Genomic DNA, 26,024 nt, shown 5'->3' on the forward strand with positions numbered 1-26,024 from the left:
TACAGAACAAACGCATCTTCTTTCTAAACAGCTTCTATCGGATAAAACAGTCCCTAACTGAAAAAAATAAAAATACTCTTCATATCAAGGAAATTAGGAGTATGATTCATGAATGAAAACCAAATTCAAGCCATTAAAAATCACGCCATTCCACTAAAAGAAATGAATGACTTCCAGCCGTTCATAGATGAAATCAATCACCAGAAATATATATTATTTGGAGAATCCTCACACGGGACTTCTGAATTCTATAAGATTCGGGCAGAGCTTACAAAAAAGTTAATCCAAGAAAAAGGATTCACATTTATTGCAGTTGAAGGTGATTGGCCGGCCTGCCAACAGGTTAACCGCTATATCAAAGGTTACGATCACGAATATACCAATGCCCGCGAGGTATTAGCCGCGTTTAACCGCTGGCCGACATGGATGTGGGCAAATGAAGAAATTATTGGTTTGATTGAATGGTTAAAGGACTACAATCATAACCTGCCAACAGACCAACGGGTTGGCTTTTATGGAGTCGATGTTTATAGCTTATGGGAATCGATGGACGAAATCATTAAATACCTAAAAAAAATAAATCCTTCAAGCGACGAAGCAGCAAAAAAAGCCTTTGCCTGCTTTGAACCCTTTAACCGCGAGGGGCAAATGTACGGCGTATCGGCTTCCTTTTATGCAGAAGACTGCCATGATGAAGTCATTAACCTTCTGACAGATATTGTGACAAACAAAAAGAAATATTCAAGCTCCGAAGAAGGCCAATTAAACCTGGAAGTTAACGCAATCGTCACAGCTAACGCCGAAAACTATTACCGGACGATGGTCGTTAATGATAATGAGTCTTGGAATATCCGAGACAGGCATATGGTGGAGGTCATTACCAAAATCGGTTCCTATAATGGTAAAAACGCAAAAGGCATCATTTGGGAGCATAACACCCATGTCGGAGATGCTAGAGCTACGGACATGGCGGATGAAGGGCTTGTGAATGTAGGGCAGCTATTAAGGGAACAGGAAGGCCAGGAAAATGTCTTTATCGTCGGATTTGGCACCCATCGCGGGACCGTTATTGCAGCAGATTCATGGGGTGTAGATTTTAAAAGAATGATTGTTCCTCCCGCCCAAAAAGGAAGCTGGGAGGACCTGATGCACGAAGCCGGAAATCACGACAAACTGCTTCTTTTCAACGAAACCATTCGGCAGCATTTTTCCAGCAGGATTGGCCACCGTGCAATCGGAGTTGTTTACGATCCAAGGTATGAACACTATGGAAACTATGTACCATCAGTAATGGCGGAACGATATGACGCCTTTATCTATATAGATTCTACAACCGCACTAAAGCCGCTCGCGGTCGAAACAGTGTTTGTATAATAATCATCACGAGTAAAGGGTTTACTTTAGAGGTGCAAACGTTGTAAAACACATATGAAAGCGCACTGCGATTTAAAATTCACAGTGAGATTTTTATTGATTTATACTCCTTTAGGATTAATGGGGCTGGGGAGACCTCGCAGTTGTTTTAGCCCTTAGCATTGCGGAGGTTCCCCGCAACGCATTTAAAAGAGGTTCACTTTTTGTTTGAAACATAAGAAGTCTTATCCTTAATTATGAATCCAGTGATTTTTAAAATAAGCGGAGGTTTTCCGGTTAAACTCCAGAATAGGGATCGGTTCGGGGTATATAAGCGGAGGTTTTCCGATTAAGCAAAGCAAAAATACGCATTTTGCGTTTTTTCTAGTCAATAGTGGGAAATTTTCCGTCTATTTAAGCTATTTTCAGCGCTATTTGCTAATTAAGCGAAATTTCTCCGCTTAATTAGTAAACTCGCTTTAGCGGCTAATGAACTTGTACAACTTACAGGTGCTAGTAAAAAAATTCAAAAAAGGCGTAGAGATATTTGCATCTCTACGCCTTTTTTACTAAGAAGTTTACTTGAATTATCCTGTGAATTTTATGTGATTTGCCAAATGATTTGGTCTGCGACTTAACGTTTTGTACTCACAAGTAAACCTGTTACACCACGAGCGGCTCTTTATATAGTTTCGATATTATCTTGCTAACCAGCCGCCATCAATCGCCAGGATATGGCCATTCATATAATTAGAGGCATCGCTTGCAAGGAACACTACTGCGCCCATCAAGTCAGATGGGTCTGCCCAACGTGCGGCCGGGATGCGCGAAAGAATCTCCGCATTGCGTTTTTCATCCGCCCGAATTGGCGCTGTGTTGTCGGTCGCAATATATCCTGGTGCAATCGCATTAATTTGAATATTATATTCTGCAAGTTCGTTGGCAAACGCCTTCGTCAGGCCGGCAACAGCATGTTTGCTGGCTGTATAAGGAGGAACGAACTTGCCTCCCTGGAATGACAACATGGAGGCAATATTGATAATCTTCCCGGATCTTTGCTCCACCATGACCTTTGCCACTTCTTGACTGAGCAAGTAGATAGAATTAAGATTGATTTCCATTACGGCATCCCAATCCTCTTCCTTATACTCGAGGATAGGAGCACGGCGGATAGTTCCGGCATTATTCACCAGAATATCAATCCTTCCATATTCCTTCATACATTCAGCAGCTGCCTGCTTAACTTTTGCCCGGTCGCTTAAGTCTGCCTGAAAAATCACAGCGCGTTGTCCTGTCTCTTCGATTAACTCCTTCGTTTCCTGCCAATCTTCACTGCGAGACACTACAAAAAGATCGGCCCCGGCTTTTGCAAGGGCAACGGCGTATGCCTGCCCAAGTCCCTTGTTCCCACCTGTAACGATGGCGACTTTTCCTGCTAGATTAAAAAAATCGAGAGAGAAGGATCTTAAATTATTCGTCATATCATTAGCCTCGCTTTTTTATATTTTCATACTGCCGTAAAAACTAGCGCAAATCTTCCATTTTCACAAAATCCATGTCAGTGTAGGTGATATTTTCACCGCACATCCCCCAAATAAAGGTATAGTTGCTTGTAGCTGTACCAGTATGAATGGACCAGCTAGGAGAAATGGCCGCCTGCTCGTTTTTCAACACTAAGTGTCTTGTTTCATCCGGTTTACCCATAAAGTGGAAAACACGTGTTTCAGGTTCCATATCAAAGTACAGGTAGACTTCCATTCTCCGTTCATGGGTGTGGCATGGCATGGTATTCCAAACGCTGCCCGGTGCAAGCATCGTTAACCCCATTTGCAGCTGGCAGGACTCGCAAACATTCGGGTGGACATACTGATAAATTTTCCGCTCGTTTAATGTGCCCGGCTCGCCCGTTTCAAGGGGAACAATCTTGTTAATATCAATTTTGACTGTCGGATAGGTATGATGTGCTGGAGTCGAGTTGATATAGAATTTGGCCGGATTGTTTGCATCATTGGAACGGAACAAAACTTCCTTTGTTCCTTTACCGACATACAGGCCGTCTCTTCCCTGCATCTCATATTCCACGCCATCTAGAATTACCGCACCATCGCCTCCGATGTTGATAATTCCCAGCTCACGGCGTTCAAGGAAATACTCCACGCCAAGCTCTTTATCTAATTTGATTGTCAATTCTTGCTCAGCAGGAGTGACCCCTCCAAAAATCATCCGGTCATTATGTGTATAGGTTAAGTGGACCTGCCCAAGCTCAAATAGGGTTTCCACTAAAAACTCCCTTCTTAATTCTTCTGTTGTGTATTTCTTCATATCCTCGGGGTGAATTGCATAACGAGTTTCCATTATTCATTTCTCCTTTGTCGATAATTTATAGTTTTCAAAGCCTGCCGGCCCATTAGCCGTTAGGTTTCATGAAACGCGAATACTTCCTACTGTCACGCCGTTTTGCAAACGTTAACATTTCCATTCCTTTATAGTCTATCAAATCTAGTAATATATGTAAACCGTTATTGTTAACGTTAACATTTTTCCTGTTGCACATTACCTTTTTAAAGTAAAAAGGGGCCAAACTATTTAATTTGGCTCCCTCCCATTTTTTTATTAAATTTTACAAATCCGCTAAACCTTTGAACAGTTCTACACCTGTCTCGATGAGATCATCACGGAAGTTATACTCATAGCTGTGCAGGTTCGGATATTCTTCCCCGTTGCCAATATAAGTATAGGCTCCCTTGGTGAGTTTTGTGTAATGACCAAAATCTTCGGAACCGCGGAACGCTTCCTCTAGCTCAATCAAATCGAATCCTTTATCTTTACAAACCTGACGAATCTTATCTGAGCTTTCTTTGTCATTCGCTGTTTCCGGGAATTCATCTTGGTATTCAAAGCTTACCTTTAGACCATACTTCTCCGCTTCCGCAATCGCCACATCCTCAAGCTTCTTCTGAAGTTTATCCATTTCTTTTTCATAAAGAGCACGAATAGTCATTCTAAGCACACCTTTGCTGGCGTTAACACCAAAGGCTTTGGCGCCGATGTCCACTTGAACAATCGTGCATAGAACAATCCCTTCGTTCGCAGCAGGGTCAATGAAACCAGGAATAGCATCGATGACCTTGGCAATCGCAAAGGATGGATTGATTCCCTTCTCCGGTTCGCTGGCATGAGAAGGTACACCCTCCATATGTATGCTCATTCCCTTGGATGCACAATGGGCAGTTCCGTCAATGACCAATACGGAATTGTGTTTAAAACCGCTCATATTATGCCAAGCAAAAATTTCATCAATGTTATTTTCCTCGATAAAAACAGCACACTCTGCTGCACCGTCACCTGTTTCCTCCGCATGCTGGAATAAGAAGTAGACGTTGTTGTCGCAGCCCTTTTGATCAATTTCCAACGCAAATCCAGCAAGTGTTGCGGAGTGCCCGTCATGCCCGCATTTGTGTGAAACTCCAGGAATTTGCGAGCCGTATGGAAGATTAATAGTTTCCTCGATTGGGAGGGCATCAAAGTCAGCACGGAAGGCAACGTTTCTTTTTCCTACTTTAGAGTGATAAATGGCATAGAACCAACGGCCCCGATCAACGATTTCAAGTTTTGTGTTTGCTTGTAGGAAATCAATTAAATGTCGTTTAGTCCATACTTCATGATTGGATAATTCAGGATGTGCATGAAGTTCATGACGGAGCTTCACCGCCAATTCAAGGTTTTTCTGTTCCAATCTGTTTCTCTCCTCTCCATTTAAGGACGAATCCCTAGTTTACATATTAGCAACTAGGGACCCGCCTTTACACATTACTAATATGAAAATTTGTGAGATTCATTATTTTATTTCTGTTTCTTTAATGTGGGCCTCTAAGAAAGGCTTATAGTCCGGATCTTTCAGTTTTCCTTTTTTATACAAGATAGTACCAATAATGGCGTACAAGACTAGCATTGGTGCTCCGATATAGAATGAAAATCTTGTATCAGGACTGTAGGCCGTGTAAATAGCGATAGCAACTAATGCGATTAAACAAATAATGGTTGGAAGTGGATAAATATTTGTTTTGAACTTTAGTTTGTCCACCGATCCGCCATTTGCCACCAACCATTTTCTGAACTTATAGTGCGAAAGAAAACTACCGAACCAGCCAAGTAGCGTATTGAAACCAGCGATGGAAATTAACCATACAAACACCTTATCCGGTGAAACGAAGTTTGTAATCAGAGAAACTTGTCCAAGGAACAATGTTAGAATAACCGCATTCATCGGTATCCCGCGTTTATTTATTTTACCCAAAGCTTTTGGAGCCTTTCCTTCTTTTGACAAGGCTACCAGCGTTCTGCTAATGGCATAAATCATCGAATTTGCTGCAGATGCGAGTGAAGTCAGAATGACAATATTCATAATTGTGGCAGCCCCGGGAATCCCTGCCAACCCAAATAGACCGGCATAGCCATTATTTAAAACGCTTACTTCTTTGTAAGGAACGACCAATCCCATGACAGTCACGGAACCCACGTAAAAAAGCAAAATCCGGAAGAAAATAGTATTTATCGCTTTAGGTACATTTTTCTGAGGGTTTTCTGTTTCTCCCGATGCAGTAATAACGGTTTCAACCCCAAGATAGGACCAGATTACGCCAGTCATCATCAAAATAACCGCTGCAAACCCGTTAGGGAACATGGACTTGTCTGTCCAGTTGGATAATCCAATAAATCCTTGATGTCCAATCACTCCAAAAATCATTAGCACACCAACAATTAAGAAGATAATAATAGCAACAACCTTGATGCCGGCAAACCAGTATTCGGCTTCCCCGTATGATTTTACATCGATTAAATTCAAGGCCAGGATCAATAATGAAATGATGATACAGAAGACAGAAGGAGGTACATTAGGAAAAAATTGATTAAGAATCATTCCTCCCCCAACGATTTCAGCGCCAAGTCCGAGGAATCCGTTGATGGACAAATTCCAGCCTACCATAAAGCCCAATACAGGATGAACAAAGAGCCCCGAATAGGATGTATAGGCGCCCGGAACAGGCATGAAGGTAGACATTTCTCCTAAACCTTTCATTAAAACAAACACTAAAAGCCCTATCACTAAATAGGCAATCGGGCCGCCAAGGGCGCCAGCCTTCGAAACGACATTACCAGAAGCGAGGAACAGGCCTGTACCGATTGTTCCGCCAATGGAAATCATCGTAATATGCCGCTGTTTTAAGCCGCGTTGAAGGTCATTGGTGTTATTTGCCATAGATTAATTTCCCCTTTTTTTTAATTTACTAGTTTAATAAAATAAACCCCTTTCAATTTAAATACCTTTTCAAATATTCAGTTATTTGTATACTTTATATTATATATTTTATTTTTATCTGTCAATAAAAAAAAGATTCTGTCGAATAATCGAACAAAATCTTTCGGGTTTTTCTTCTTATAGTGGCAGGTTTTCTACCTTTTCAGGGTTCCAATGGACTTCTTTCAATAATCTTTCCAATTCAGCCGTATCTTTACTTTTAAAAAGCTCCAGCATTTTTCGATGCTCATTATTGGTTTGCAAAAGTTTTTCTTTCAAGCCTTCCTGTGAGCCGGCTTCCCCTAAATTTTTCAAAAATTTCTTTTCCCATTGAAGCAAAAGGTTGACTAAGCTTTTGTTGGGACAAACGGATAAATAGACACCATGAAAGGCTTCCTGCATCTTATCATACATTCGGTAATTCTCGGTATTCAGCGCCAAATCAATACTCTGGATGTAGAAATCCATTTCACTCAAGTGCTTCTCGGTTAAAAGCGGTGCAGCCAAGGACGCAGCGAGACCATCTAATGCACCAATGATAAAATAGGTTTCTTCAGCCTCTTCTTTTGTAAGACTTTTTATGACAAACCCTTTCCTTGGTACATTGTCAATCAGCCCCTCCGACGCTAGTTGGATGAGTGCTTCCCTTACTGGGGTCCTGCTGACTTGAAGGCTTTCGCAAATATTGTTTTCATTTAACTTTGCCCCTGCAAGCAATTTCCCACTGTTGATTTGATCCACAATATAATTATAAACATGGTCTTTCAATGATAAATATTCCATAATTAGCTTCTCCAATACATTCTTTATTATATATATTGTATATAAACCAACGGAATAAGAAAAGACCCACGCTTTACGCCAGGTCTATCTCAAAGTACCAGCACATATTGAATTTGATTGGAAGAGATGGGTGTAATGGCCGCAATAGAATAGCCGATACTTAAAAGCTGCGATAAAGTTTCTGCACAGTTGAGTCGGGGAGGCTCAATCGGGGCGTGATAGCTTTTATAAAGCTGCAGGAATTGATTATTATTTGTACAATGAAGCAGGATCACATGTTTACCTGTCCATGCCTGCCCGATGATGGGGTGTATTTGCACTTCATTCATGTTTCTCATATTGAACACCTTTTCTAGTTGATACAATAGATTATGAATGATATCCAGTCCATTGTTCGCAATATGGATATTCAATAAAAAAAACTGACTCCAAAAGTTGAGTCAGTTTTTCCGCTTCTATATTATCCTAACATCAAACAACAACCAGACCTAGTCTCTCTTTCGCTGCCATATACTCCTGATAAAGCTTGTCAACGAATTCTCCAGCACCGCTAACTTTATTAATGACGCCAATTCCTTGGCCGGAACCCCAAATTTCCTTCCATGCCTTAGGTTTCGAACTGCCATCTGAAAAACTCATCTGAGACGGATCACTTTCAGGAAGCGCATTAGGATCTAACCCTGCCGCACGAATGGATGGTGCTAAATAGTTTCCATGAACACCTGTGAACAGACTGCTATAGACAATATCGTCAGATGTGGAATCGACAATTGCCTGCTTATACTCTTCTACAGCATTCGCTTCGTGTGTCGCAATAAATGGCGAGCCAATGTAAGCAAAATCAGCACCCATCGCTTGAGCGGCGAGTACAGCACTGCCGGTAGCAATCGAACCTGCCAAAGCCAGCGGACCGTCGTACCATTCGCGGATTTCCTGAACTAAGGCAAATGGGCTCTTCACACCAGCATGGCCACCGGCACCTGCTGCAACAGCAATCAACCCATCCGCCCCTTTATCAACTGCCTTATGAGCGAATTTATTATTAATTACATCGTGCAGCACAATACCTCCATAACTATGTATTTCGGTATTTACTTCTTCACGTGCCCCAAGGGACGTAATAATGATAGGAACCTTATACTTCTTACACATTTCCACATCATGTTCTAGCCGATTATTGGACTTGTGAACAATTTGATTGATCGCAAATGGGGCTGCCGGCCGCTCTGGATGACGGGCGTTATATGCCGCGAGCTCCTCCGTGATTTCGTGCAGCCATTCATCAAGAAGTGATGCCGGTCTTGCATTCAGCGCCGGCATGGAACCTACTATGCCTGCCTTACATTGGGCAATAACCAGCTTGGGATTACTAATAATAAAAAGTGGTGAACCAATTACGGGTAAACGCAAGTCCTTCAGTACTGTTGGGATATTGGACATTTTTTCTTGTCCCTCCATTCAAATTTTTAACATTCTACTAAAATTTTAATTCTCCAAATAATGTTTATTTTCCTTCTTTTATTTTTAAAACTGATTCCGTCATAAAACTTCCATCCTTTATGATTAATGCGTTTAACTGGCCGTCGAAGGCACAGCCTCCATCGATTCCGATTACCCGGTTTGGACCAAAATAAACATTGTTTTGTTTATGGATCCTTCTGGTCGGAGTATGGCCGAAAATGACCGTTTCCGGATGCTGATATTCGTAAATAAATTCATCCCGAATATTTAAAAACTCCACTTTTGTCGTTTTTTCAAGCCCTTTTTTCGGATGGATTCCTGCATGGACAAAAACAAAATCCTGTTCCTTGATAAATAAAGGGAGAGATTGTAAAAATGAAATTTGCGAAGAAAAATGAGCTAGGATAATGTTTCTTATGTCATTTTCCTTTTTCATGTCATTCAGTAATTCAGAGTATTCAACCCGAGGCATACCAAGTCTATGTAAACAGCTATTTATCGTCGCTATTCCGCCAACCCTGCCATAGTAAAAGATAATTTCTTTCTCAGCTAGCCATTGTAAAAACATATCATCATGATTGCCAAGCAAAGCAGAAGCTCCCTGACTGCACCATTCTTGTACTCTATCAAGCACATCCATACTGTGGTGTCCTGTATCGACATAGTCACCTAAAAAAACAACCTCTTCCGCTTGTGCATGAGTTTTTTTCAACAATTGATCCAGCTCAGCTGCACAGCCATGAATATCAGAAATCACAATTTTCCTCAAGGTTTCACCTCATAAAAATCGACTTGTCCATTCCATCTATAACAATTTAAGTTCAATAACAAGTATGGAAATTCCTTTGATATTCTTATTTTTATACGCACTTACATAAAAAAAAGAGCCCCTATGATACTCGGGGCCCCGCAGAAAGATGTTCTATGTGAGCTTTTTGCTTCAGTAATCTAAGTTTCTGGTTTCTTGTTAACAATCTCCAGAATGCTACCTTGAATACCATGTAAACCCCTCCCTCTAACCAATCATTTTTTTAAAAAATTGTTTATCGATTTCCTCCGACATTCCTTCACGTTTTTTATTGTAACAAACTTCGCAGGTTATTAAAATTTAAAAATTCCGACTACTTAAACCCTTTTTTTACAAATTAATTCCTTATTCTATGTGGGACCTTCAACATAAGAATGAAAAAAACAAGAACTTTGTATGCGGCTGTCGAAATATAAAACAAAGATTTTGATAAAATATGTCATTCGTGTGAACAAGTTAATTTATATCACCGGAAATCCTTGTCATAATTTCTTGAAAGTTTAGAATGTTTTTCTAAATTCTCTGAAATTTCACCATCTTTTTTAGTAAACTTAGCTAAGGTGAATATAAAAAGGTTGTTCCCAAGAACTTAAGAACAACCTTTTATTATAGGTTAGAAATTATTTTACAATCAGAACAGGACATGTTGCCTTCTGTACAACATAATGGCTTACACTTCCCAAGAACATTTCCTTCAGTCCGCTTAATCCTCTGCTTCCCATGACAATGAAATCAGCGTCATTCTTCCTAACAAAATCGATGATCGTTCCAGCAGGCTCCCCTTCCAACACAAATGTTCTAGTATTATTCGGAAGCTTCAGCAGCTCTTGGTTTATTTCTTCGCGGACCGGCTCGATCGCTTTAAGCTGTTCCTCGCGCAAATTTTGTATCGGATCTCCATAATGGTAAGCTAGATGAATTTCCGGCTGAATAACCATGAGAACGTATAATTCAATTTTTTCGTCTTGTTTTACTAGATTCATTGCCATTTTTAAGGCTTTTTTGCTTAATTCAGAATGATCGTAAGGAACCACGATTCTTGAATAATCAGTCAGCATTTTGTTATCCCCCTCGTTTTGGTATAAATACCATTTATTCACTTTTATTATATAATTTTTTCACTCTTCCGATCGTGAGTGGATTAGAACATTATGTGAATTTTTTCATATCTTGCTGGAACATATTGTTCATTAAAATATAGAACATTCTGTATTATGATAGATTTATTAATACCTATCTGCTTATAGGGGAAATGTCTATGCTTAAGAAAATTATTACAACTTTGCTATCATTCTCATTTTTACTTTGTGGAAATTTCCCCGTATCCATTTTTGACTTAGAAGAGGCAAAAGCTTCTTCCTATAATAGTCTAGGAGACCGGCCGTTTATGGGCTGGAGCAGCTGGAGCTCAATCCGGAAAAAGCCTACGGAGCAAAACATCAAAGATGCAGCCGATGTAATGGCTGCAAAATTCAAGTCGCACGGATACCAATATATTAACTTGGATGATTACTATATGCTTGATTGGACCACCGCCGTTGATAAATACGGCCGGTGGGTGGTAGATCCAAAGAAATTTCCAAACGGGATGAAAGCACTTGGGGATTATATCCACCACAAAGGCTTAAAGTTTGGTTTCTATGTTACGCTAGGTATTCCAAAAGGCGCTGTGGATCAAAACACGCCGATTGAGGGAACACCCTATCACGCCAAAGATATTGTGGATTTTAGTAAAGGGCAAAAAGTGAATTTTAACTTCAAGAATATGTATGCCATTGATTTTTCCAAGCCGGGGGCACAGGAGTATATTGATTCGTGGGCACAGCTGTTTGCTTCTTACGGGGTGGATTATCTAAAAATTGATGGTGTCCGCAACCAGGATATTCAAGATGTTGAGGCCTGGGCAAAGGCGTTGAAGAAAACTGGAAGACCGATACATGTGGAGCTGTCCAATAATCTTGATATCAAACATGCTTCAACATGGAAGGAATTATCGAATGGCTGGCGGACCGATCACGACGTAGAGGCATATGGAAAGCCAACTCTCACAAATTGGAAAAAGGTGTCTAGAAGGTTTGATGATGCCGCAGAGTGGCACGAGCATGCCGGTCCGGGCGGGTGGAACGATTTTGATTCACTCAATGTGGCAAACGGGGGTAAGGATGGCCTGACAGAGGAGGAAAAACGATCTTATGTAACTCTCTGGGCGATCGCGTCATCCCAGTTTGTGATTGGGAATGACCTAACGAAGCTGGACGATTATGGGATCAGCCTGTTGACAAATGACGAAATTATTGGGGCCAACCAAAGTGGAACGGCAGGGAAACGTTTACACAAAACCGCTGCCTCTCAAGTATTCTATCAAAAACTACCAGACGGTTCTCTCAATATTGGCCTCTTTAATACCGGACCCTCCTCACAAAAAGTAAGGGTGAAATGGGCAGATTTGGGGGTTAATGGCTCAGCAATGGTGCATGATATGTGGAGCCATCAGGATTTAGGCAGCATGGATTCAGGATTCACGGCAGAACTTTCCACTCATGCTTCTCGTATGGTTCATGTAATTCCCACTTCATTGAGTGGAAACCGATATACTCCCTATCATGCAAAAATATCGACAGTACCTGCTGCCCCAGATTGGGTAATGGCTGACAAGAATGATCAAAATTCCGTTACGATTACTTGGAATCCCGTATATGGAGCGGAATCCTATACCGTCTATCGTAAAGCCATCAATAGATTTGGATTCAGCAGCGGCTACACACCTATTGCAGCAAATCTAACAGAACCCAATTTTGAAGATAAAACCGCTACATTCCGTGCCGGCGGCAGTTATTCGTATGTGGTAACCGGAAAGAATGCAATTGGAGAAAGTGCAAAGTCTCCTAGAGCTCAAACAGACAGCCAATCGCTAGTGCTTGTGGCCGTCCCAATCATGTTATTTATTACTGTTATCATCTTATTAAAACTCTTTAGCATGATAAGAGACAAATATCAATTAAATAGAACAGCTTGATCTTAATACTAAAAGCCGCACTGTAAATGGTGCGGCTTTTATTTATGATGTTGCGACTCGATGTTTTAATTTTAAAATTCCACTTCTTCACCTAAAATTTTTATCGTCGTTCCGTCTAATATTAACCGATTTTCCTCAGCTGCTACCATTAGTTCAACGCATTCAATAAACTCAAGTGGACTTACTTTCATTTCATACACCTCTTTTAGTGTTTTTTTTCATAAATCCCTTGCACCCAAATCCTCGTCGCGTCAACAATAAAGCGCTTACATTGTTTTTAAAACTCAATTTCTATATTTTATTAACGTGTTTATATTTTAATTCTGTAAAATTTTTCTATTTCCTCTATTTTAATTTAAATTTTCTGAAATTAAATTGTTCTAAACAAAACTAGTTCAATTGCCCTAATATCAGGAATTACTCGTTTAGGAAATAGCCCCCATGTCCATAACAATACAGTATGAATAAATTGGAGGCAGCTCATGAGTTACGTGGATATTATCTTTGAACTGGTAGTTGGATACATTGCGCTTTTTATTACGGTAAAATTTTTAGGAAAAACGCAATTAAGTCAAATTACTCCATTTGATTTTATTTCAGCATTAGTCCTAGGCGATTTATTAAGTAGTGCCGTCTTTGATGATGGTGCCGGCATTTTGAAAGTCCTTCTAGCTATTGGCGTGTGGGGATTCCTTATTTATTTTACGGAAATGCTAACACAGAAATCGCGAAAATTACGCCAGTTTTTTGAGGGTAAGCCTTCAATGATTATTAGCAGAGGGAAGATTGACTGGAGAGAAATGAAAAAGAACCGGTTAGACTTGGATCAATTAAAGCAAATGCTGCGTTCCAAAGACGTTTTTTCTCTCGAAGAGGTGGAGTATGCCATTTTTGAAAACAGCGGCGGAATTAGTATCCTTAGGAAGCCTGAGGCAGATTCTCCGACAAACAAGGATTTAAAAATCAAAGCGGAACAAAAACAGATTCCACTTACCATTATCAGTGACGGCGAAATTTTACAAGAGAACCTTAAACAAGCCGGGTTGGATGAGAATTGGCTTTATAAGGAGTTGGATAAAGGCGGGGTTAAAAATCCGAAGGAAGTCTGTTATGCTGAATGGCAAACGGGGAAGTCGCTTTATTTTCAGAAATATTGATACTTTTTTTAGAAAAAGGACCTCTTGGGGTCCTTTAAATATATTTATCACAAAGTATAATTTTGTTTTCTTAAATACTAAAACGCGTTTAAGCGTTAAAGTATAATGCTAAAAAAATATTAGAATTCAAAATCAACGACAATAATGTCTTCGACGCCAATTTCCTGTAAATAGGCAAAAATCTCTTGATGGGCCGGATGTGGTCCGTAGTTTTCCAAGGACGTTCTGTCCTCAAATCGGACCGTTAATCCAATTTCAAAACCTTTGCTCCTATTTGAAAAATTAATTCCTTGCTGTATATCCATAATACCGGGAATCACTTCTTTGAGCAGCAGGGTCCGGCTAATTGCCTCTTGCTTTTGTTCTATAGTTGTCTTTGGTGAAAATTTCAGTAATACAATATGTTCTACCATTACTGTTTCCCCGCCTTGCTGTTTAATTTTTCGCGATCAAAACCGGCAATTTGCTTGTATTGATTGGCGATATCCTGTAATTCCTGCTGGGAAATGACATCACTTAATTCGTCAAAACCATTAGGTGCGCGGTCTTCGACGATTTGCATGACCACTTCAGGCCCATTTTTCCGGTTTGCCATAACAATATTTGCAGTTGGTTCTAATCTGGCTTCTTCATATGCCTTCAATGCCTGTTCTGCAGTCGGGTGTGTTAAAATGGCCTCCCCCAGGGCATCTGCATCCAAAATCGCCTGTGAAGCACCATTTGAGCCGATTGGATACATAGGATGGGCTGCATCTCCAAGCAACGTGATACGTCCGAAGGTCCAAGCGGGAAGCGGGTCACGGTCGACCATTGGGAACTCATACACTGCCTCTGTTTCCTCAATTAGCTGCGGAACATTCAGCCAGCCAAAATCCCAGGCAGCAAATTGCGGAGCAAACTTTTCCTTATCAATTTTCTTATTCCAGTCAGCACGGTCAGGCATTTCGTCTTTAATTGCCAATTCTGCAATCCAGTTAACTAAAGAGCGCCCTTTTGCTGCGGTTTCGGGACAAACTGGATAGGCAACAAATTTTTGATCTTGGTAACCCGCCATAATCATTGATCTTCCGGTCAAAAATGGTTCAGCTTCGGTAATTCCGCGCCACAAGATCCGGCCGCTGAATTTTGGCAGACCTTCATTTGGATAATAAGTTTTTCGGACCACCGAGTGGATGCCATCGGCGGCAATCATCATGTCCGCACTGTAAGGGCCAAGAGACTCTCCTGTTTTACGATTGATAAATCGAGCCGTTACCGTGTCACCAACCTGTTCAAACGATTGTAAGTGATGCCCGGTTAATACGGCATCCTTCCCTAATTTTTGAATGACAGCATTTAACAGCATCATTTGCAGGCGTCCGCGGTGAATCGAATATTGCGGCCAATGGTAGCCGGCAGCTTTGCCACGCGGTTCCTGCCAAATTTTCTTGCCGAATTTGTTAACATACATGAGCTCAGCGGTTGGCAGGCCAGTTTTTTCAAGTTCATCTGCAAGGCCTAGCTCGGTGAGGACCCTGACAGCATGAGGCAGAAGGTTAATCCCGACTCCCAGCGCTCTTATCGTTTCGACACTCTCGAAAACGCGGACAGACACTCCGGCCTGATTAAGTTTAAGAGCCGTTACAAGGCCGCCGATTCCGCCGCCGACAATGAGTGCGGTTTTTATCTCTGACATTGCGTTCCCTCCTATAAAAATACTACTTTAGTATTTTGATATTTCTTAATTATTGCAACAAAATAAAAATATATCAATACATTTGTTCACCAACCTGTACATACAAAAAGACCCACTTAATAGTGGGCCTGCAAATGATTATATTAACACTTTATAAATATTCATATCTGTACTTTCTCGTCTTTTCCTAAGTTCTGGCACAATTCTCCGAACGTGTTCACTATTATCGTGCTGTCTCAAAGCCTCTTCATCTTCCCATTCCTCGATTGTTGCGAAAATGGTCGGATCGTTGATATCACCATGAAGGGTATACATGAAGCAGCCTTTTTCTTTTCTCGATTCGGTAATCACTTCACTCGCCAATTTAAGATATTCCTCAACATCTACGTCCGGTTTTAATTTAGATTTGCAGACAACTCTAATCATGTAATTAGCTCCCTTTTTATAAAAATTCTCACTAATTTTAGGCTTCTATTTGATTTTAGCATTTTTTAATAATAAAAGTTATCTACTTCTTTTGGTTTCAGTTGTAATTATTTTAGGTCAAATGATCATGACTGAAAACTAATCGCCTGTTTACCCATCTGAATCCATGACTCTTCAAAGCTATCACTAGGTACTGTTTTATATCCCTGCTCAGCTAATGGATCGTTGAGATAAACATAGTTTTCGTCAAAGCCTACTAATAAAACACTATGCTCTCTATAGGTAATTTGCACTTTTCCAGATGCTGTATCCCAAGTAGAAAATTCACTTTGAGGAAGTGATGCAAATCTTGAATTGGTGATGACCCATACAGGGGACCCTTTTTTAAGCATATTATAAACAGAGTCAATATTTTGTCCTGTTAAATCTAGTATTCTACCTGGCAAATATTTTTGGGCGAGCTCTGTAATTGGACCATGATAAACTCCATATCCCGAATTTTTAAATGAGTAAATATCACCGACAAATCCCTCATTTGGATTTCCTTTCAAGCCATTTTGATCACGGAAAGGAATGATTTTAATTTGTTTTGCCAGCGTCATTTTATCGACTTCCACACCTGCGTATTGAAGGAGCATGGCAAGGCTGGTGACTTCACATCCACGTGCCAGTTCCGGCATTTGCTGGATATGAGGAACATTGTTAATGATGATTTTTCCGTTTTGTGGTTGGATTTCTTGCTGAGTTTGGGTTGCTTGCTGAATTTGGGTTTCTTGTTGCGTTTGAGTTTCCTGCTGTGGCTCAGTTGCTGCCTGGACTTCATTTTCCTGAGATTCAACCGAGCTGGTTTCAGTTAAACCTGAAATCTTTTGATCCTCTTCGTTTGTTGCTTTCGTTTCAGTACTATTTTCTGTTGTATTTGATGGAAGGTCGTCTTTTTGTGCTTCTGCATAGCTAACACTTGCGAGTATCCCCAATATAAAAATTACGGCAAAAATTTTTAGCTTCAATTTTGATTGGCCCCCGATTTCTCTCTATTTCCTCTTGGATGACCTTATTATGATAGGAATTCCTTAATTTTTTCTTAAATTAAAATGATGCATGAGAACCGTCCCCATGCATCATTTTTTTCTTATTTTTATTAGTTGATTTTCTAATACTGTGTCCGTGTCTAGTAGGTTTAGGGTTTTTAATTCTTCAATAGAAATGGCAAATTCTTTAGATATTTTGTATAAGGTGTCTCCTTTTTGGACTTTATAGGTTTCGTATCCATCGAAGGTATGAAAGAATGATATTTCTCCTTTCTCTTTTGCTGCATGTCCCCTATTTTTTGCGAGGATGCCGTTTTCCATTAATATGTTTATGATTTGTTGTGCCCTAAAGGTATAGGAGTGTGCTTCAACCGCTTTTCGGCCCTGCTTTTGGATTTCGTACCGTTGTTCTGATTGATTCAGGTAGAATTTCACTTTCTGAATCGTTTCTTCCGGGGATAGAGATACTTCTAAATCTTTACCTTGTACGAAATTTCTCCTGACTCCTGGGGTATCCATGGTAAGAAGAAAGCCGCCTGACCCTAATATTTCATAGGTCCGTTGGGTCAGTAGATCCGGATAATTTTGCAAACCTAAGATAATTTTCGAGGAACTGTATACTTTATTTGCATCCTTATAGTTTAGAAAACCGTGAATCCATTCCTTTGGGATTTTTACACCTAAATAAGCATCCATCCTGTCCCAATTTGCTCCCCAAAAATCAATCCGAACATTCGCCTTAAGAAGCGGCCTAATTAAAATTTCTAACGACTGATGGCGAAAATGATCTTGATACTTTTCTAAAATATCTGGATACGCATTCGCAACGATTGCAATCTCTGCTTCAAACTCTGGATGGCGGCTAGTTGGATGGTGAATGCTCTCCTCAAAGCCAAAATCTAAATGCTCCGAAGGAATACCTAATTGTTTATATGTGTCTACCTTGTCAGGGCTTAATGTAAAAACAAAGTCAGGCTGAATCGTTTTTACTAATGGAATGGACCAAACGTCGGTATAAGCGGGGTCTTCCACTGCCCAATAGACTAACGGAAGGTTATGCTTTGCCATCTGTTCACGGATGGTGATTTGTTTATCCTTTGTATGTTCCTCTCCCCAACCAATGGTAATGGCGAAATCGGGCCGAAAACTTTCAATCATATTAGATAGAACTTCCCTATTGATTGGGCCCGAAATAAGAATGTCATGTCCGTGGGCCGTAAACCCCTTTGTTAGATTATTACTCCAGATTTCCCCACTTTCTATAAAAAGAATTCGCACCTTTTTCACCTATTTCTTTTTAATTTTTAAAAAATCATTGACGTTGATGATATCTGATTGGAGGCCATTTAATTTCTTGATTTCTTCCACACTAACGCCGAATTTTCTAGAAATGCTCCACAATGTATCCTTTGGCTGGATGGTATATATTTCATAGTTTTCCTTTAATGTATCCACATAGTGGATGAATCTCCCTGCCCCCGAACTTTCCGAGTCTTTTGGAAGAATGCCTGCCCCGATAAGTGTTTCGATGATAAAATCAGCCCGATGCTTGTACGAGTATTTTTCAACCGCCTTCATTCCGGCAGCTTTAACTTTCTTTACTTCTTCAGGATGACTTAAATAGTATTTTACAAGGTCAATGGTTTCTTTAGCTGAATTGCTGACTAACAAATCTTGGCCGGGAGTAAATAATCTCCTAATCTCAGATGTATCATTTGTAAGCAAAAGACCGCCCGAACCAAGCACTTCATACGTCCGCTGGGTTACCTGGGTATCATGATTCTGGACACCTAGAATGATGTCTGCCGAACTGTACACCTTATTCGCTTCTGTATAGGGAAGAAACCCATGAATCCATTCATCGGGTATCTTCTTGCCAAGGATATGGTCCATTTGATCCCAATAACGTCCCCAAAAATCAATTCTAATATTTTCTTCCAAAAATGGAGCAAGAAGATCCTTAAGCGCTTTAAAACGGTAGTGATCCGGCCTTTTTTCATAGAGCATTGGATAACCATTTGCCACAACGGCAATGGACACTTGATACTTATCTTCTGAATTGTCGGGATAATGAACATCTGAATGATAGCCGAAATCCAAGTGCTCTGACGGAATCTTTAAGTCCCTGTAAAACTCCACTCTTGGGGGACAAATGGTAAATACAAAATCTGGTTCAATCGTCTTAATGAGAGGAAGTGAAAAAGTCAGCGTATAGCCCGGGTCTTCTGTTGCCCAATACACATGAGGAATGTTTGTGGGAGTGACATGCTTTCTAATCCACAATTGTTTTTCCTCTGTATGCTCGGCGGTATGCCCCATTGTAAATATTAAATCGGGTTGAAAGGTTGAGAGCATGTCAGGAATACTTGCCTCAGTCAACGGACCGGAGACCATGACAGTATGCCCAGCATCACGAAAGCCGTTCGGCAGACCATAAATCCACATTGGATTACTTTCTAAAAACAATATTCGCATTCTCAAACCCTCCCCTTTAAAAATTTTAGTCCCATAGCATGTCACTTACTTTTACTAATTGATAGCCTTGTTTTTTGAGTTCCGGTATCACAAGCTCCATCGCCTCTGCTGTTGGTTTTCCATTTAAATGCGCTAAGACAAGGTCATTACCCGTAAGGTTTGAAAAAATCCGTTGATAAATAAACTCTGCCGTTGGTTCCTTCCAGTCAAGAGTGTCAATGCTCCAATAGATGGTAAACGGAAAGTCCATTTCACCTGCTGCTTCCAGAAGGTTTTTATTCCAATAGCCAAATGGCGGCCGCAATAATGGGCACCCTTTAGTTCCAAGAACTTTTTCAAAACTAGCGGAAGTGGATTGTAATTCTGCTTGAATCTCATGTTTCGATTGTTTTGTTAAATCTGGGTGGCTATACGAATGGTTGGCTATTTCATGTCCGTCTGATATCATTCTCTTAGCGAGCTGCGGGTATTTTCTATCCATGCACCAGTTAAAAACATCGTTGATTTTACATTGTATTTTTTTAAAACGTTTAGGATGTTCTCGGTATTTTCGGCACTGTCACCCGCATCAAATGTTAAAGCAATCATGTTATCATCTTTTAAACCTTTCGATATAAAAACCGAAGGCATTTTGTGGGAGTTGGTATAATCCTTTTCAATCTTTAACGATTGGCCGGCATAAATAAAATCTGAAGTTAATTGGTTATCCTGTTTGAGCTTTTCTAGTGAAATACCAAACTCCTTGGAAATCTTAGCTAATGTTTCTCCATGGCAGATTGTATATAGGTCATATTTTTCATAATCGAGATTCTTTCGTACTCTAATTTTTAGAGGCAGGCCGGTATCGATGATATCAGTGGTTAGGTTATTTAATTCCTTTAACCTAGCAATGGGAACTCCAAACTCTCTAGAAATAAGGGACAAGGTATCCCCATTTTGAACTTTATAGATTTCAAATTCGCCCTGTTGAAAAGTTGTCCTATTTTCCATTTTAAGAGTGTAAGTACTTTTCCCTTTGCTGAAGATTCCTTCTTTCTCCAAAACCTCTACCATAAATTTAGCTCTTTCTTTATAGGAATGTTTACGGACAGCTTCAAGGCCGGCTTGGCGAATTCTCTCTCTTTCTTCAGGGTGCTGAAGAAGATGGGTCACGATTTCGAGTGTTTCTTCAGGTGATGATGATGTCAGTAACTCTCTTCCTGACTTGAAAAGCCGATTAATTTCCGGTGTGTTATTCGTAATAAATAGGCCACCTGACCCTAGGACTTCATACGTTCGCTGCGTCAATTGTGTTTGCAGGTTTTGCAAACCAATGGTGATATCAGAGGAACTATACACTTTATTTGCATTCGTGTAATCAATATAGCCACGGATCCATTCCTTAGGGATCTCCACTCCCAAATGCGGACCCATGCTTTCCCAATTGTTCCCGTAGAAATTAATTTGAATATTGTTTTCTAGTAATGGTGTAATCAAGCTTTTCATCGACTGATGCCGAAAATGACTTGGAAAATAGGATAGCTTTTTTGGGTATCCATTGGCTACGATTGAAACTGGCGCATAATAGTTCGGGTCGACATCCACGGGGTGATGTACTTTAGGATGGTGGCCGAAATCCAGATGTTCGGCAGGAATTCCTAGTCCCCGGTAGTATGGTACCCGTTCCTGGCAAATAGTGAAAACAAAGTCCGGATGGGTTCTCCGAATATAAGGAATAGTAAAGATTTGAGTCGATGTCGGGTCTTCTGTAGCCCAATACACATGAGGAATATTGCTATTAATGGTGCTTTCGTAAATTTTCTTCTGCTTTTCCACAGCGGTGTTTTCTGGCCCCCACCCCATCGTGATGATTAAGTTAGGCTGAAATTCAGAAATAAGTTTGCCAATATCAAGATTGTTGATTGGACCGGAAATTTTCACTTCGTGCCCTTCATCTATAAAGCCATTCGGTAATCCGTGAATCCACATGGGATGACTTTCTAAGAATAAAACGCGCATTATTTTCCTCCCACTCCCCTTTTGTTGCTGTTTGTCCATCATTTTTTTAAGCAGATTTATAAATAAACACACAAAGCCAATATTTGTAGAATCTAAAAGCATAGTATGCATTTTTTTGAAAAATGCATAGAAAGATAGCCCAATACGGGAAGAAATGAAATATTTTTTCAGAAAAGCAAGTTGGTTTAGGAAGCTGCCAATCCATTCATATCATGACATTAATACATGCGTTTTTTATTATTTCAACATATATTAAATAATGATTAAATAAGCAAAGGAGACCACCATGGAGGATAATAAAAACTCGTTTCCCCTATATCATGGCAGCGAATCAATTCCTAAGATTTCTTTTATGGTAAATGTCGCATGGGGAAATAAATATTTAATAGACTTATTGGAATTGTTGAAGGAAAAAAATATTAGCCTTACTTTTTTTCTAGAGGGGAGATGGGTTGATAATTTTCCTGAATTGGCACTAATGGTTAGAAATGCGAAACATGAGATTGGCAACCACGCCTATTCTCATCAGGATATGAGTACTATATCAACAGAAGAAATTCAAATGGAGATTACGAAAACCAATGAAATCATCAATAGAATACTAGGGGTTAGTCCTAAATATTTTACTCCGCCTTATGGGTCTTTTGATCAAAGAACGATTGACCATGCTGCGCAGCATAATATGACAACCATCATGTGGTCATTAGATACGATCGATTGGCGAATTGAAAATCCTGATGAGATTGTTGAGAACATAGCCCCTAACCTTAAGAATGGCGATATCATTTTAATGCACCCAACTAACTCCTCCTTAAAAGCACTTCCAGTTTTGATAGAAAAAGCTGCAGAAAAAAATCTCCAAATTGTTAATATTTCCGAGTTGCTGAAGACGAAGTGAATTTTTTAAAACTTGGTAGAAAGGAGCCTGATTTTAATTAGATGAAAGATAAGGAGAATAAAAAATACCAATTATATATAGTGAACCCTTCAGACACACTTTGGGGAATATCGAAAAAATTCGGTGTTACCATAGGACAGCTAATGAAATTAAATAATCTAACTTCTGAAGAAATATATTATGATCATGTCCTAAAAATCCAAGAGATTGTCGAAGATGATGTGTTTAATGACAAAACGATTAATGAGGTAATCCCTGATCAAATTCCTGGCGGTAACCAGGCCAAAAGGTGGGCTAAAGCCATCTTGGAATCGGCTCAAAAACACCAAGTTCCTTTTCAGATTCTCTACAGCATAATGGTGACTGAAAGTCGTGGAAATCCCAATTTAGTATCTAATCGGGGAGCAATTGGATTAATGCAATTGCAAATTGAAACTGCGAATTTCCTTGGGGTTAACCCCTGTATTCCTGAGGAGTCCATTGATGGCGCTGCACGTTATTTAAAATCCCTCTTTGCAGAGTTCCATGATTGGCCCTTTGCCATTGCAGCCTATAATTGTGGTCCTGATCGAGTAAAAAAATACAAAGGAGTCCCGCCAATAGAAGAAACACAGAATTATGTAAAAAGTGTCCTTTCGTATTGCAGCGCTATTAATTGGGATGATTATTAGAAAGCTTGTTAAATAAAATGAGGGGCGAATAGCCCCTCTTATCTATTAGGCTCCCAATTTCAGCATGACAAGCATGTAAACTGATGAAAGAATAGTTATGATGGCGATGGCCATTTTTAATTGGTGAAGCGGCACCTTCGTGGCAAAACGTGCGCCTGTTAAAATCCCGGCAATTGTGCCTATCAGACTAGCAATAATTAACGAGGATGTATTTAGCATACTTGCATGGGCAAAATATCCAAAAATAGACGGAATGGCAATGACGACAGAGTTTAGAAGGCTCACCCCCACTGCCACCCTAATATTGATCCCAAGACTCGCTAGTAACGGCACTAGTAAAATAGGACCACCTGCTCCTGTTAATGAGCAAATGGCTGATGTAATGAATCCTAGCAAAACAACGATTAATGAATGATCGAGAATTTTCGATTGCTTATTGCCATTTAATGTGGTTTCTTTATTCTTTCTTAATAAAATGGATAATCCCGCTAACAAGACAAAAACATAAAGAAGTAGTTTTGCCAGGAAATCTGAAATTAACACATTAATTTGGACACCTAAAAAAGCCCCGGGAAGACTGCCAATACTCAAGTAAAGTGCTAGTTTTAAATCCATGTTTTTAGATTTCCAATAGGAATAGGCACCGATGATGCCTGAGACTGAAAAAGATAGAAAACTAAGTGCAAGGGAATCATGCACGGGCATATTTAAAACACCTACATAAATCAAAGGCAGGAGAAAACCAGAAATCCCCGACAACCCTAATAAAATTCCGATGATTAAATTGGAACCAATAACAAAACTCAATAGAAATAAATTAGTGAACATATTTACGACCTCAATTCCACCAATATTCCATTTGGCGAAAAGTTAAATATTTGCCCTTATGGCAAGTTCCTTTAGAGCTGCTTGCTTTCATATTTTATTTTCCTTCATCTTGAGTAAGAACTTTTCTGTTTCCATTAATATTTTACCATTAACCAAAACAAAGGACGGTTCTCGTGCATCAAATTGATGCATGAGAACCGTCCCCGTGCCTCAATATACTCTTTTAGCACCTACATAATATTTTGCCCAGTACCCCGTATCTAATGGGTAGGCTGCAATCCCCTTTGATGTGGTGGCGGAAACAAATTGGTTGTCCCCTATGTAAAATCCTACATGTGAAATGGTTCCAGGTGTGTTAACAGAGAAGAACACCAAATCTCCAGGCTGTAAATGAGACCGGTCAATCGCTGTCCCTGTTTTAAAAAGTCCGCTAGAAGTATTGCGGGACATGTCTACACCATGCTGATTGAACATGTAATAGACAAATCCCGAACAATCAAAGCCAGTAGGAGTCACTCCCCCCCACTTGTAAGGAACACCGTGATAATTCGCTGTGTCCCTGACTAATTCTTTCTTAATAACCGCGTGGTTAATGGCGGTATTTGTTGTTTCATTGATTGTCCCAGTCACAGGAAGACTGTAATCTGCCTGAAAGGTTTTGATTGCCTGTGTTGTTGTGGCATCATAGCTTCCCGTCATAGCTGGGACGGTATAGTAGCCGAGTATCTGCAGGTTCTTTTGAACCGTTGCCAAATCGACACCGGGAACTGCAGTTTGTACTGGTCCAGATGCTGGTGAAGCGGCAGCAGGTGCCCCCGAAGCCGTTGGAATTATTAATACCTGCCCTACCTTTAATATGTCGCTTGTTAATTGATTCGCTTGTTTTAATTGCTCGGCTGTAATGTTATACCGCTTCGTAATGGAATATACAGTATCACCTGGCACAACCGAATACTTCGTTTCAACTGTCTTTGGGGGAGCAGTTGGTTCAGTTGGTTCAGTTGGTACTGTAACCACTGCCTGTCCATTTGGAATGATTAGGGTCTGACCAATGTGTAACATATCAATTTGCAAATCATTTGCCTTACGCAATGCATCGAGGCTTACCTTAAATTTCGCAGAAATCCCCCATAAAGTGTCACCTGCAACAACAGTATATTGATTAAACGCCGGTTCAGATGATGGTACTGGTGCGGGGGGCTGTGCGGGGCCAGGCTCTTGAACTTCGTTGGCTGCTTGGGGAATCGTTAAGATTTGTCCAACTCTTATTAGGTCTGATGTTAATTGATTACTACTTCTAAGTGCTTCAACTGACGTACCAAATCTTTTGGCAATTACAGACAAGCTGTCGCCCAAAACAACTGTATAGGCTGAAATAGCCTGGTTTTGGGCAGTAGGCGTTACCTCCCGGGCCTCCCCAATGCTCGGTTCACTTCCTATTAAAATTGGAATAATCAGTGTTTGCCCAATAAACGTGGCATCACTGTTCATGTTATTGGCTTGCTTAATTCCCTCAACAGTCGTTCCATATTTTTTAGCAAGAACAGTTAAATAATCCCCTAAAGCTACGGTATGAAACGCTTTTGGGATGATTAAAAGCTGATTCACCTTCAAAATATCGGAAGTTAAATGATTGGCTCTTTTGATGTTATCAACACTTGTTCCAAATTTGACGGATAATCCCCAAAGTGTATCCCCAGATGAGACGTGGTAATAGATTGAGTCTGCGTGTGCCAACTGAGCTGGGGTGTTTCCGTTTGAATCCTCCGCATGTGCAGTAGTCGAATGATCAGTCAGTGGAATCGAAGCAGCTGCAACCCCTCCAAGGATTACCTTGATCAATGTTACTTTTAAAAATGGGTACCTATTATTTAGAATCTGCTTGGCCAAAGAGGTAATATCTTTTTTATCCTTAGGAACAGTCCCTAACTCACCTGCAAACTCCGTTAATTGACCATCAAAGTAGAGGATTAATTCAAACTCATCCTGATTGGGAGCGACTCTTCTAATTTCATATGTTTGTAAATTCTCCATGCGCAGCCTTCTCCTTTGCCTTAAATCATGTTTCAGGGGTATTCTTCGCGAAAAAAGTATAGAATACAACCCTAACGGCTTTTTTCCGCTTATTACCAAATTCGAAGCATG

The 26,024-nt window shown here is 40.2% G+C and carries 22 protein-coding genes and 1 pseudogene; 5 read left to right on the plus strand and 18 right to left on the minus strand.

Annotated elements, in window-relative coordinates; all coding sequences use genetic code 11:
- The first annotated feature begins 108 nt into the window (after positions 1 to 108).
- Positions 109 to 1,374 carry an erythromycin esterase family protein gene (locus tag ACNQGS_RS17745; protein ID WP_491488476.1) on the plus strand — a complete coding sequence of 422 codons (1,266 nt, stop codon included), beginning with the start codon at positions 109 to 111 and terminating at the stop codon, positions 1,372 to 1,374.
- Positions 1,375 to 2,051: 677 nt separating this feature from the next.
- On the opposite strand, the gene kduD is transcribed toward ACNQGS_RS17745, so the two are convergent.
- The 9 genes from kduD to ACNQGS_RS17790 form a co-directional block, all read right to left on the minus strand.
- Positions 2,052 to 2,834, minus strand: a complete 783-nt coding sequence (gene kduD / locus ACNQGS_RS17750) for a 2-dehydro-3-deoxy-D-gluconate 5-dehydrogenase KduD (RefSeq protein WP_491488477.1) — start codon at positions 2,832 to 2,834, stop codon at positions 2,052 to 2,054.
- A 43-nt stretch (positions 2,835 to 2,877) separates the two neighbouring features.
- Positions 2,878 to 3,708, minus strand: a complete 831-nt coding sequence (gene kduI / locus ACNQGS_RS17755) for a 5-dehydro-4-deoxy-D-glucuronate isomerase (RefSeq protein ID WP_464493792.1) — start codon at positions 3,706 to 3,708, stop codon at positions 2,878 to 2,880.
- Positions 3,709 to 3,973: 265 nt separating this feature from the next.
- Positions 3,974 to 5,089, minus strand: coding sequence for a M20 metallopeptidase family protein (locus ACNQGS_RS17760; protein WP_491488478.1), 1,116 nt, complete (start codon positions 5,087 to 5,089; stop codon positions 3,974 to 3,976).
- A 102-nt stretch (positions 5,090 to 5,191) separates the two neighbouring features.
- The gene (locus ACNQGS_RS17765; protein ID WP_491488479.1) at positions 5,192 to 6,613 is read right to left on the minus strand and encodes an amino acid permease; all 1,422 of its coding nucleotides are present in this window, start codon (positions 6,611 to 6,613) and stop codon (positions 5,192 to 5,194) included.
- 177 nt (positions 6,614 to 6,790) lie between these two features.
- Positions 6,791 to 7,435 carry a GntR family transcriptional regulator gene (locus ACNQGS_RS17770; protein WP_491488480.1) on the minus strand — a complete coding sequence of 215 codons (645 nt, stop codon included), beginning with the start codon at positions 7,433 to 7,435 and terminating at the stop codon, positions 6,791 to 6,793.
- Positions 7,436 to 7,524: 89 nt separating this feature from the next.
- Positions 7,525 to 7,848 (minus strand): hypothetical protein, encoded by a 324-nt coding sequence (locus ACNQGS_RS17775; RefSeq protein WP_491488481.1) that lies wholly within the window; start codon positions 7,846 to 7,848, stop codon positions 7,525 to 7,527.
- A gap of 58 nt (positions 7,849 to 7,906) precedes the next feature.
- Complete coding sequence (locus ACNQGS_RS17780; RefSeq protein WP_491488482.1) at positions 7,907 to 8,875, minus strand: NAD(P)H-dependent flavin oxidoreductase; 969 nt, start codon at positions 8,873 to 8,875, stop codon at positions 7,907 to 7,909.
- A 64-nt stretch (positions 8,876 to 8,939) separates the two neighbouring features.
- On the minus strand, positions 8,940 to 9,665 hold the full coding sequence (locus tag ACNQGS_RS17785; protein ID WP_491488483.1) for a metallophosphoesterase: 726 nt from the start codon (positions 9,663 to 9,665) through the stop codon (positions 8,940 to 8,942).
- A 659-nt stretch (positions 9,666 to 10,324) separates the two neighbouring features.
- Entirely contained in the window at positions 10,325 to 10,762 is a 438-nt protein-coding gene (locus ACNQGS_RS17790) for a universal stress protein (protein ID WP_491488484.1), read from the minus strand.
- Between the two features lie 200 nt (positions 10,763 to 10,962).
- Between ACNQGS_RS17790 and ACNQGS_RS17795 the strand changes: the two genes are divergently transcribed.
- Both ACNQGS_RS17795 and ACNQGS_RS17800 read left to right on the plus strand, forming a co-directional pair.
- Positions 10,963 to 12,720 carry a glycoside hydrolase family 27 protein gene (locus ACNQGS_RS17795; RefSeq protein WP_491488485.1) on the plus strand — a complete coding sequence of 586 codons (1,758 nt, stop codon included), beginning with the start codon at positions 10,963 to 10,965 and terminating at the stop codon, positions 12,718 to 12,720.
- A 482-nt stretch (positions 12,721 to 13,202) separates the two neighbouring features.
- On the plus strand, positions 13,203 to 13,877 hold the full coding sequence (locus tag ACNQGS_RS17800) for a DUF421 domain-containing protein (RefSeq protein ID WP_491488486.1): 675 nt from the start codon (positions 13,203 to 13,205) through the stop codon (positions 13,875 to 13,877).
- A gap of 119 nt (positions 13,878 to 13,996) precedes the next feature.
- On the opposite strand, the gene ACNQGS_RS17805 is transcribed toward ACNQGS_RS17800, so the two are convergent.
- The 7 genes and pseudogenes from ACNQGS_RS17805 to ACNQGS_RS17835 all read right to left on the minus strand — a co-directional run bounded on the left by ACNQGS_RS17805 (position 13,997) and on the right by ACNQGS_RS17835 (position 21,593).
- Complete coding sequence (locus ACNQGS_RS17805) at positions 13,997 to 14,290, minus strand: Dabb family protein (RefSeq protein WP_491488487.1); 294 nt, start codon at positions 14,288 to 14,290, stop codon at positions 13,997 to 13,999.
- Positions 14,290 to 15,552, minus strand: a complete 1,263-nt coding sequence (locus ACNQGS_RS17810; RefSeq protein ID WP_491488488.1) for a flavin-dependent oxidoreductase — start codon at positions 15,550 to 15,552, stop codon at positions 14,290 to 14,292. The genes ACNQGS_RS17805 and ACNQGS_RS17810 overlap by 1 nt, the downstream gene beginning before the upstream one ends.
- A gap of 138 nt (positions 15,553 to 15,690) precedes the next feature.
- A complete protein-coding gene (locus tag ACNQGS_RS17815; protein WP_491488489.1) occupies positions 15,691 to 15,978 on the minus strand; it encodes a putative quinol monooxygenase in 288 nt (95 codons plus the stop codon).
- A gap of 125 nt (positions 15,979 to 16,103) precedes the next feature.
- Positions 16,104 to 16,988 carry a C39 family peptidase gene (locus ACNQGS_RS17820; protein ID WP_491488490.1) on the minus strand — a complete coding sequence of 295 codons (885 nt, stop codon included), beginning with the start codon at positions 16,986 to 16,988 and terminating at the stop codon, positions 16,104 to 16,106.
- A gap of 111 nt (positions 16,989 to 17,099) precedes the next feature.
- Positions 17,100 to 18,296 (minus strand): DUF3880 domain-containing protein, encoded by a 1,197-nt coding sequence (locus ACNQGS_RS17825; protein ID WP_491488491.1) that lies wholly within the window; start codon positions 18,294 to 18,296, stop codon positions 17,100 to 17,102.
- A complete protein-coding gene (locus ACNQGS_RS17830; RefSeq protein ID WP_491488492.1) occupies positions 18,297 to 19,484 on the minus strand; it encodes a DUF3880 domain-containing protein in 1,188 nt (395 codons plus the stop codon).
- Between the two features lie 25 nt (positions 19,485 to 19,509).
- Positions 19,510 to 21,593, minus strand: a pseudogene (locus ACNQGS_RS17835) (DUF3880 domain-containing protein).
- A 175-nt stretch (positions 21,594 to 21,768) separates the two neighbouring features.
- On the opposite strand from ACNQGS_RS17835, the gene ACNQGS_RS17840 reads away from it, so the two are divergent.
- Together ACNQGS_RS17840 and ACNQGS_RS17845 are read left to right on the plus strand one after the other, a co-directional pair.
- Entirely contained in the window at positions 21,769 to 22,380 is a 612-nt protein-coding gene (locus tag ACNQGS_RS17840; protein ID WP_491488493.1) for a polysaccharide deacetylase family protein, read from the plus strand.
- Positions 22,381 to 22,421: 41 nt separating this feature from the next.
- On the plus strand, positions 22,422 to 23,051 hold the full coding sequence (locus ACNQGS_RS17845) for a lytic transglycosylase (RefSeq protein ID WP_491488494.1): 630 nt from the start codon (positions 22,422 to 22,424) through the stop codon (positions 23,049 to 23,051).
- A 45-nt stretch (positions 23,052 to 23,096) separates the two neighbouring features.
- Here the strand turns inward: ACNQGS_RS17845 and ACNQGS_RS17850 are convergent, their stop codons facing one another.
- Positions 23,097 to 23,858 carry a sulfite exporter TauE/SafE family protein gene (locus ACNQGS_RS17850; RefSeq protein ID WP_491488495.1) on the minus strand — a complete coding sequence of 254 codons (762 nt, stop codon included), beginning with the start codon at positions 23,856 to 23,858 and terminating at the stop codon, positions 23,097 to 23,099.
- A gap of 231 nt (positions 23,859 to 24,089) precedes the next feature.
- Complete coding sequence (locus ACNQGS_RS17855; protein ID WP_491488496.1) at positions 24,090 to 25,913, minus strand: C40 family peptidase; 1,824 nt, start codon at positions 25,911 to 25,913, stop codon at positions 24,090 to 24,092.
- Between the last annotated feature and the right edge of the window lie 111 nt (positions 25,914 to 26,024).

Source organism: Neobacillus sp. PVCKKU3, assembly GCF_058323225.1.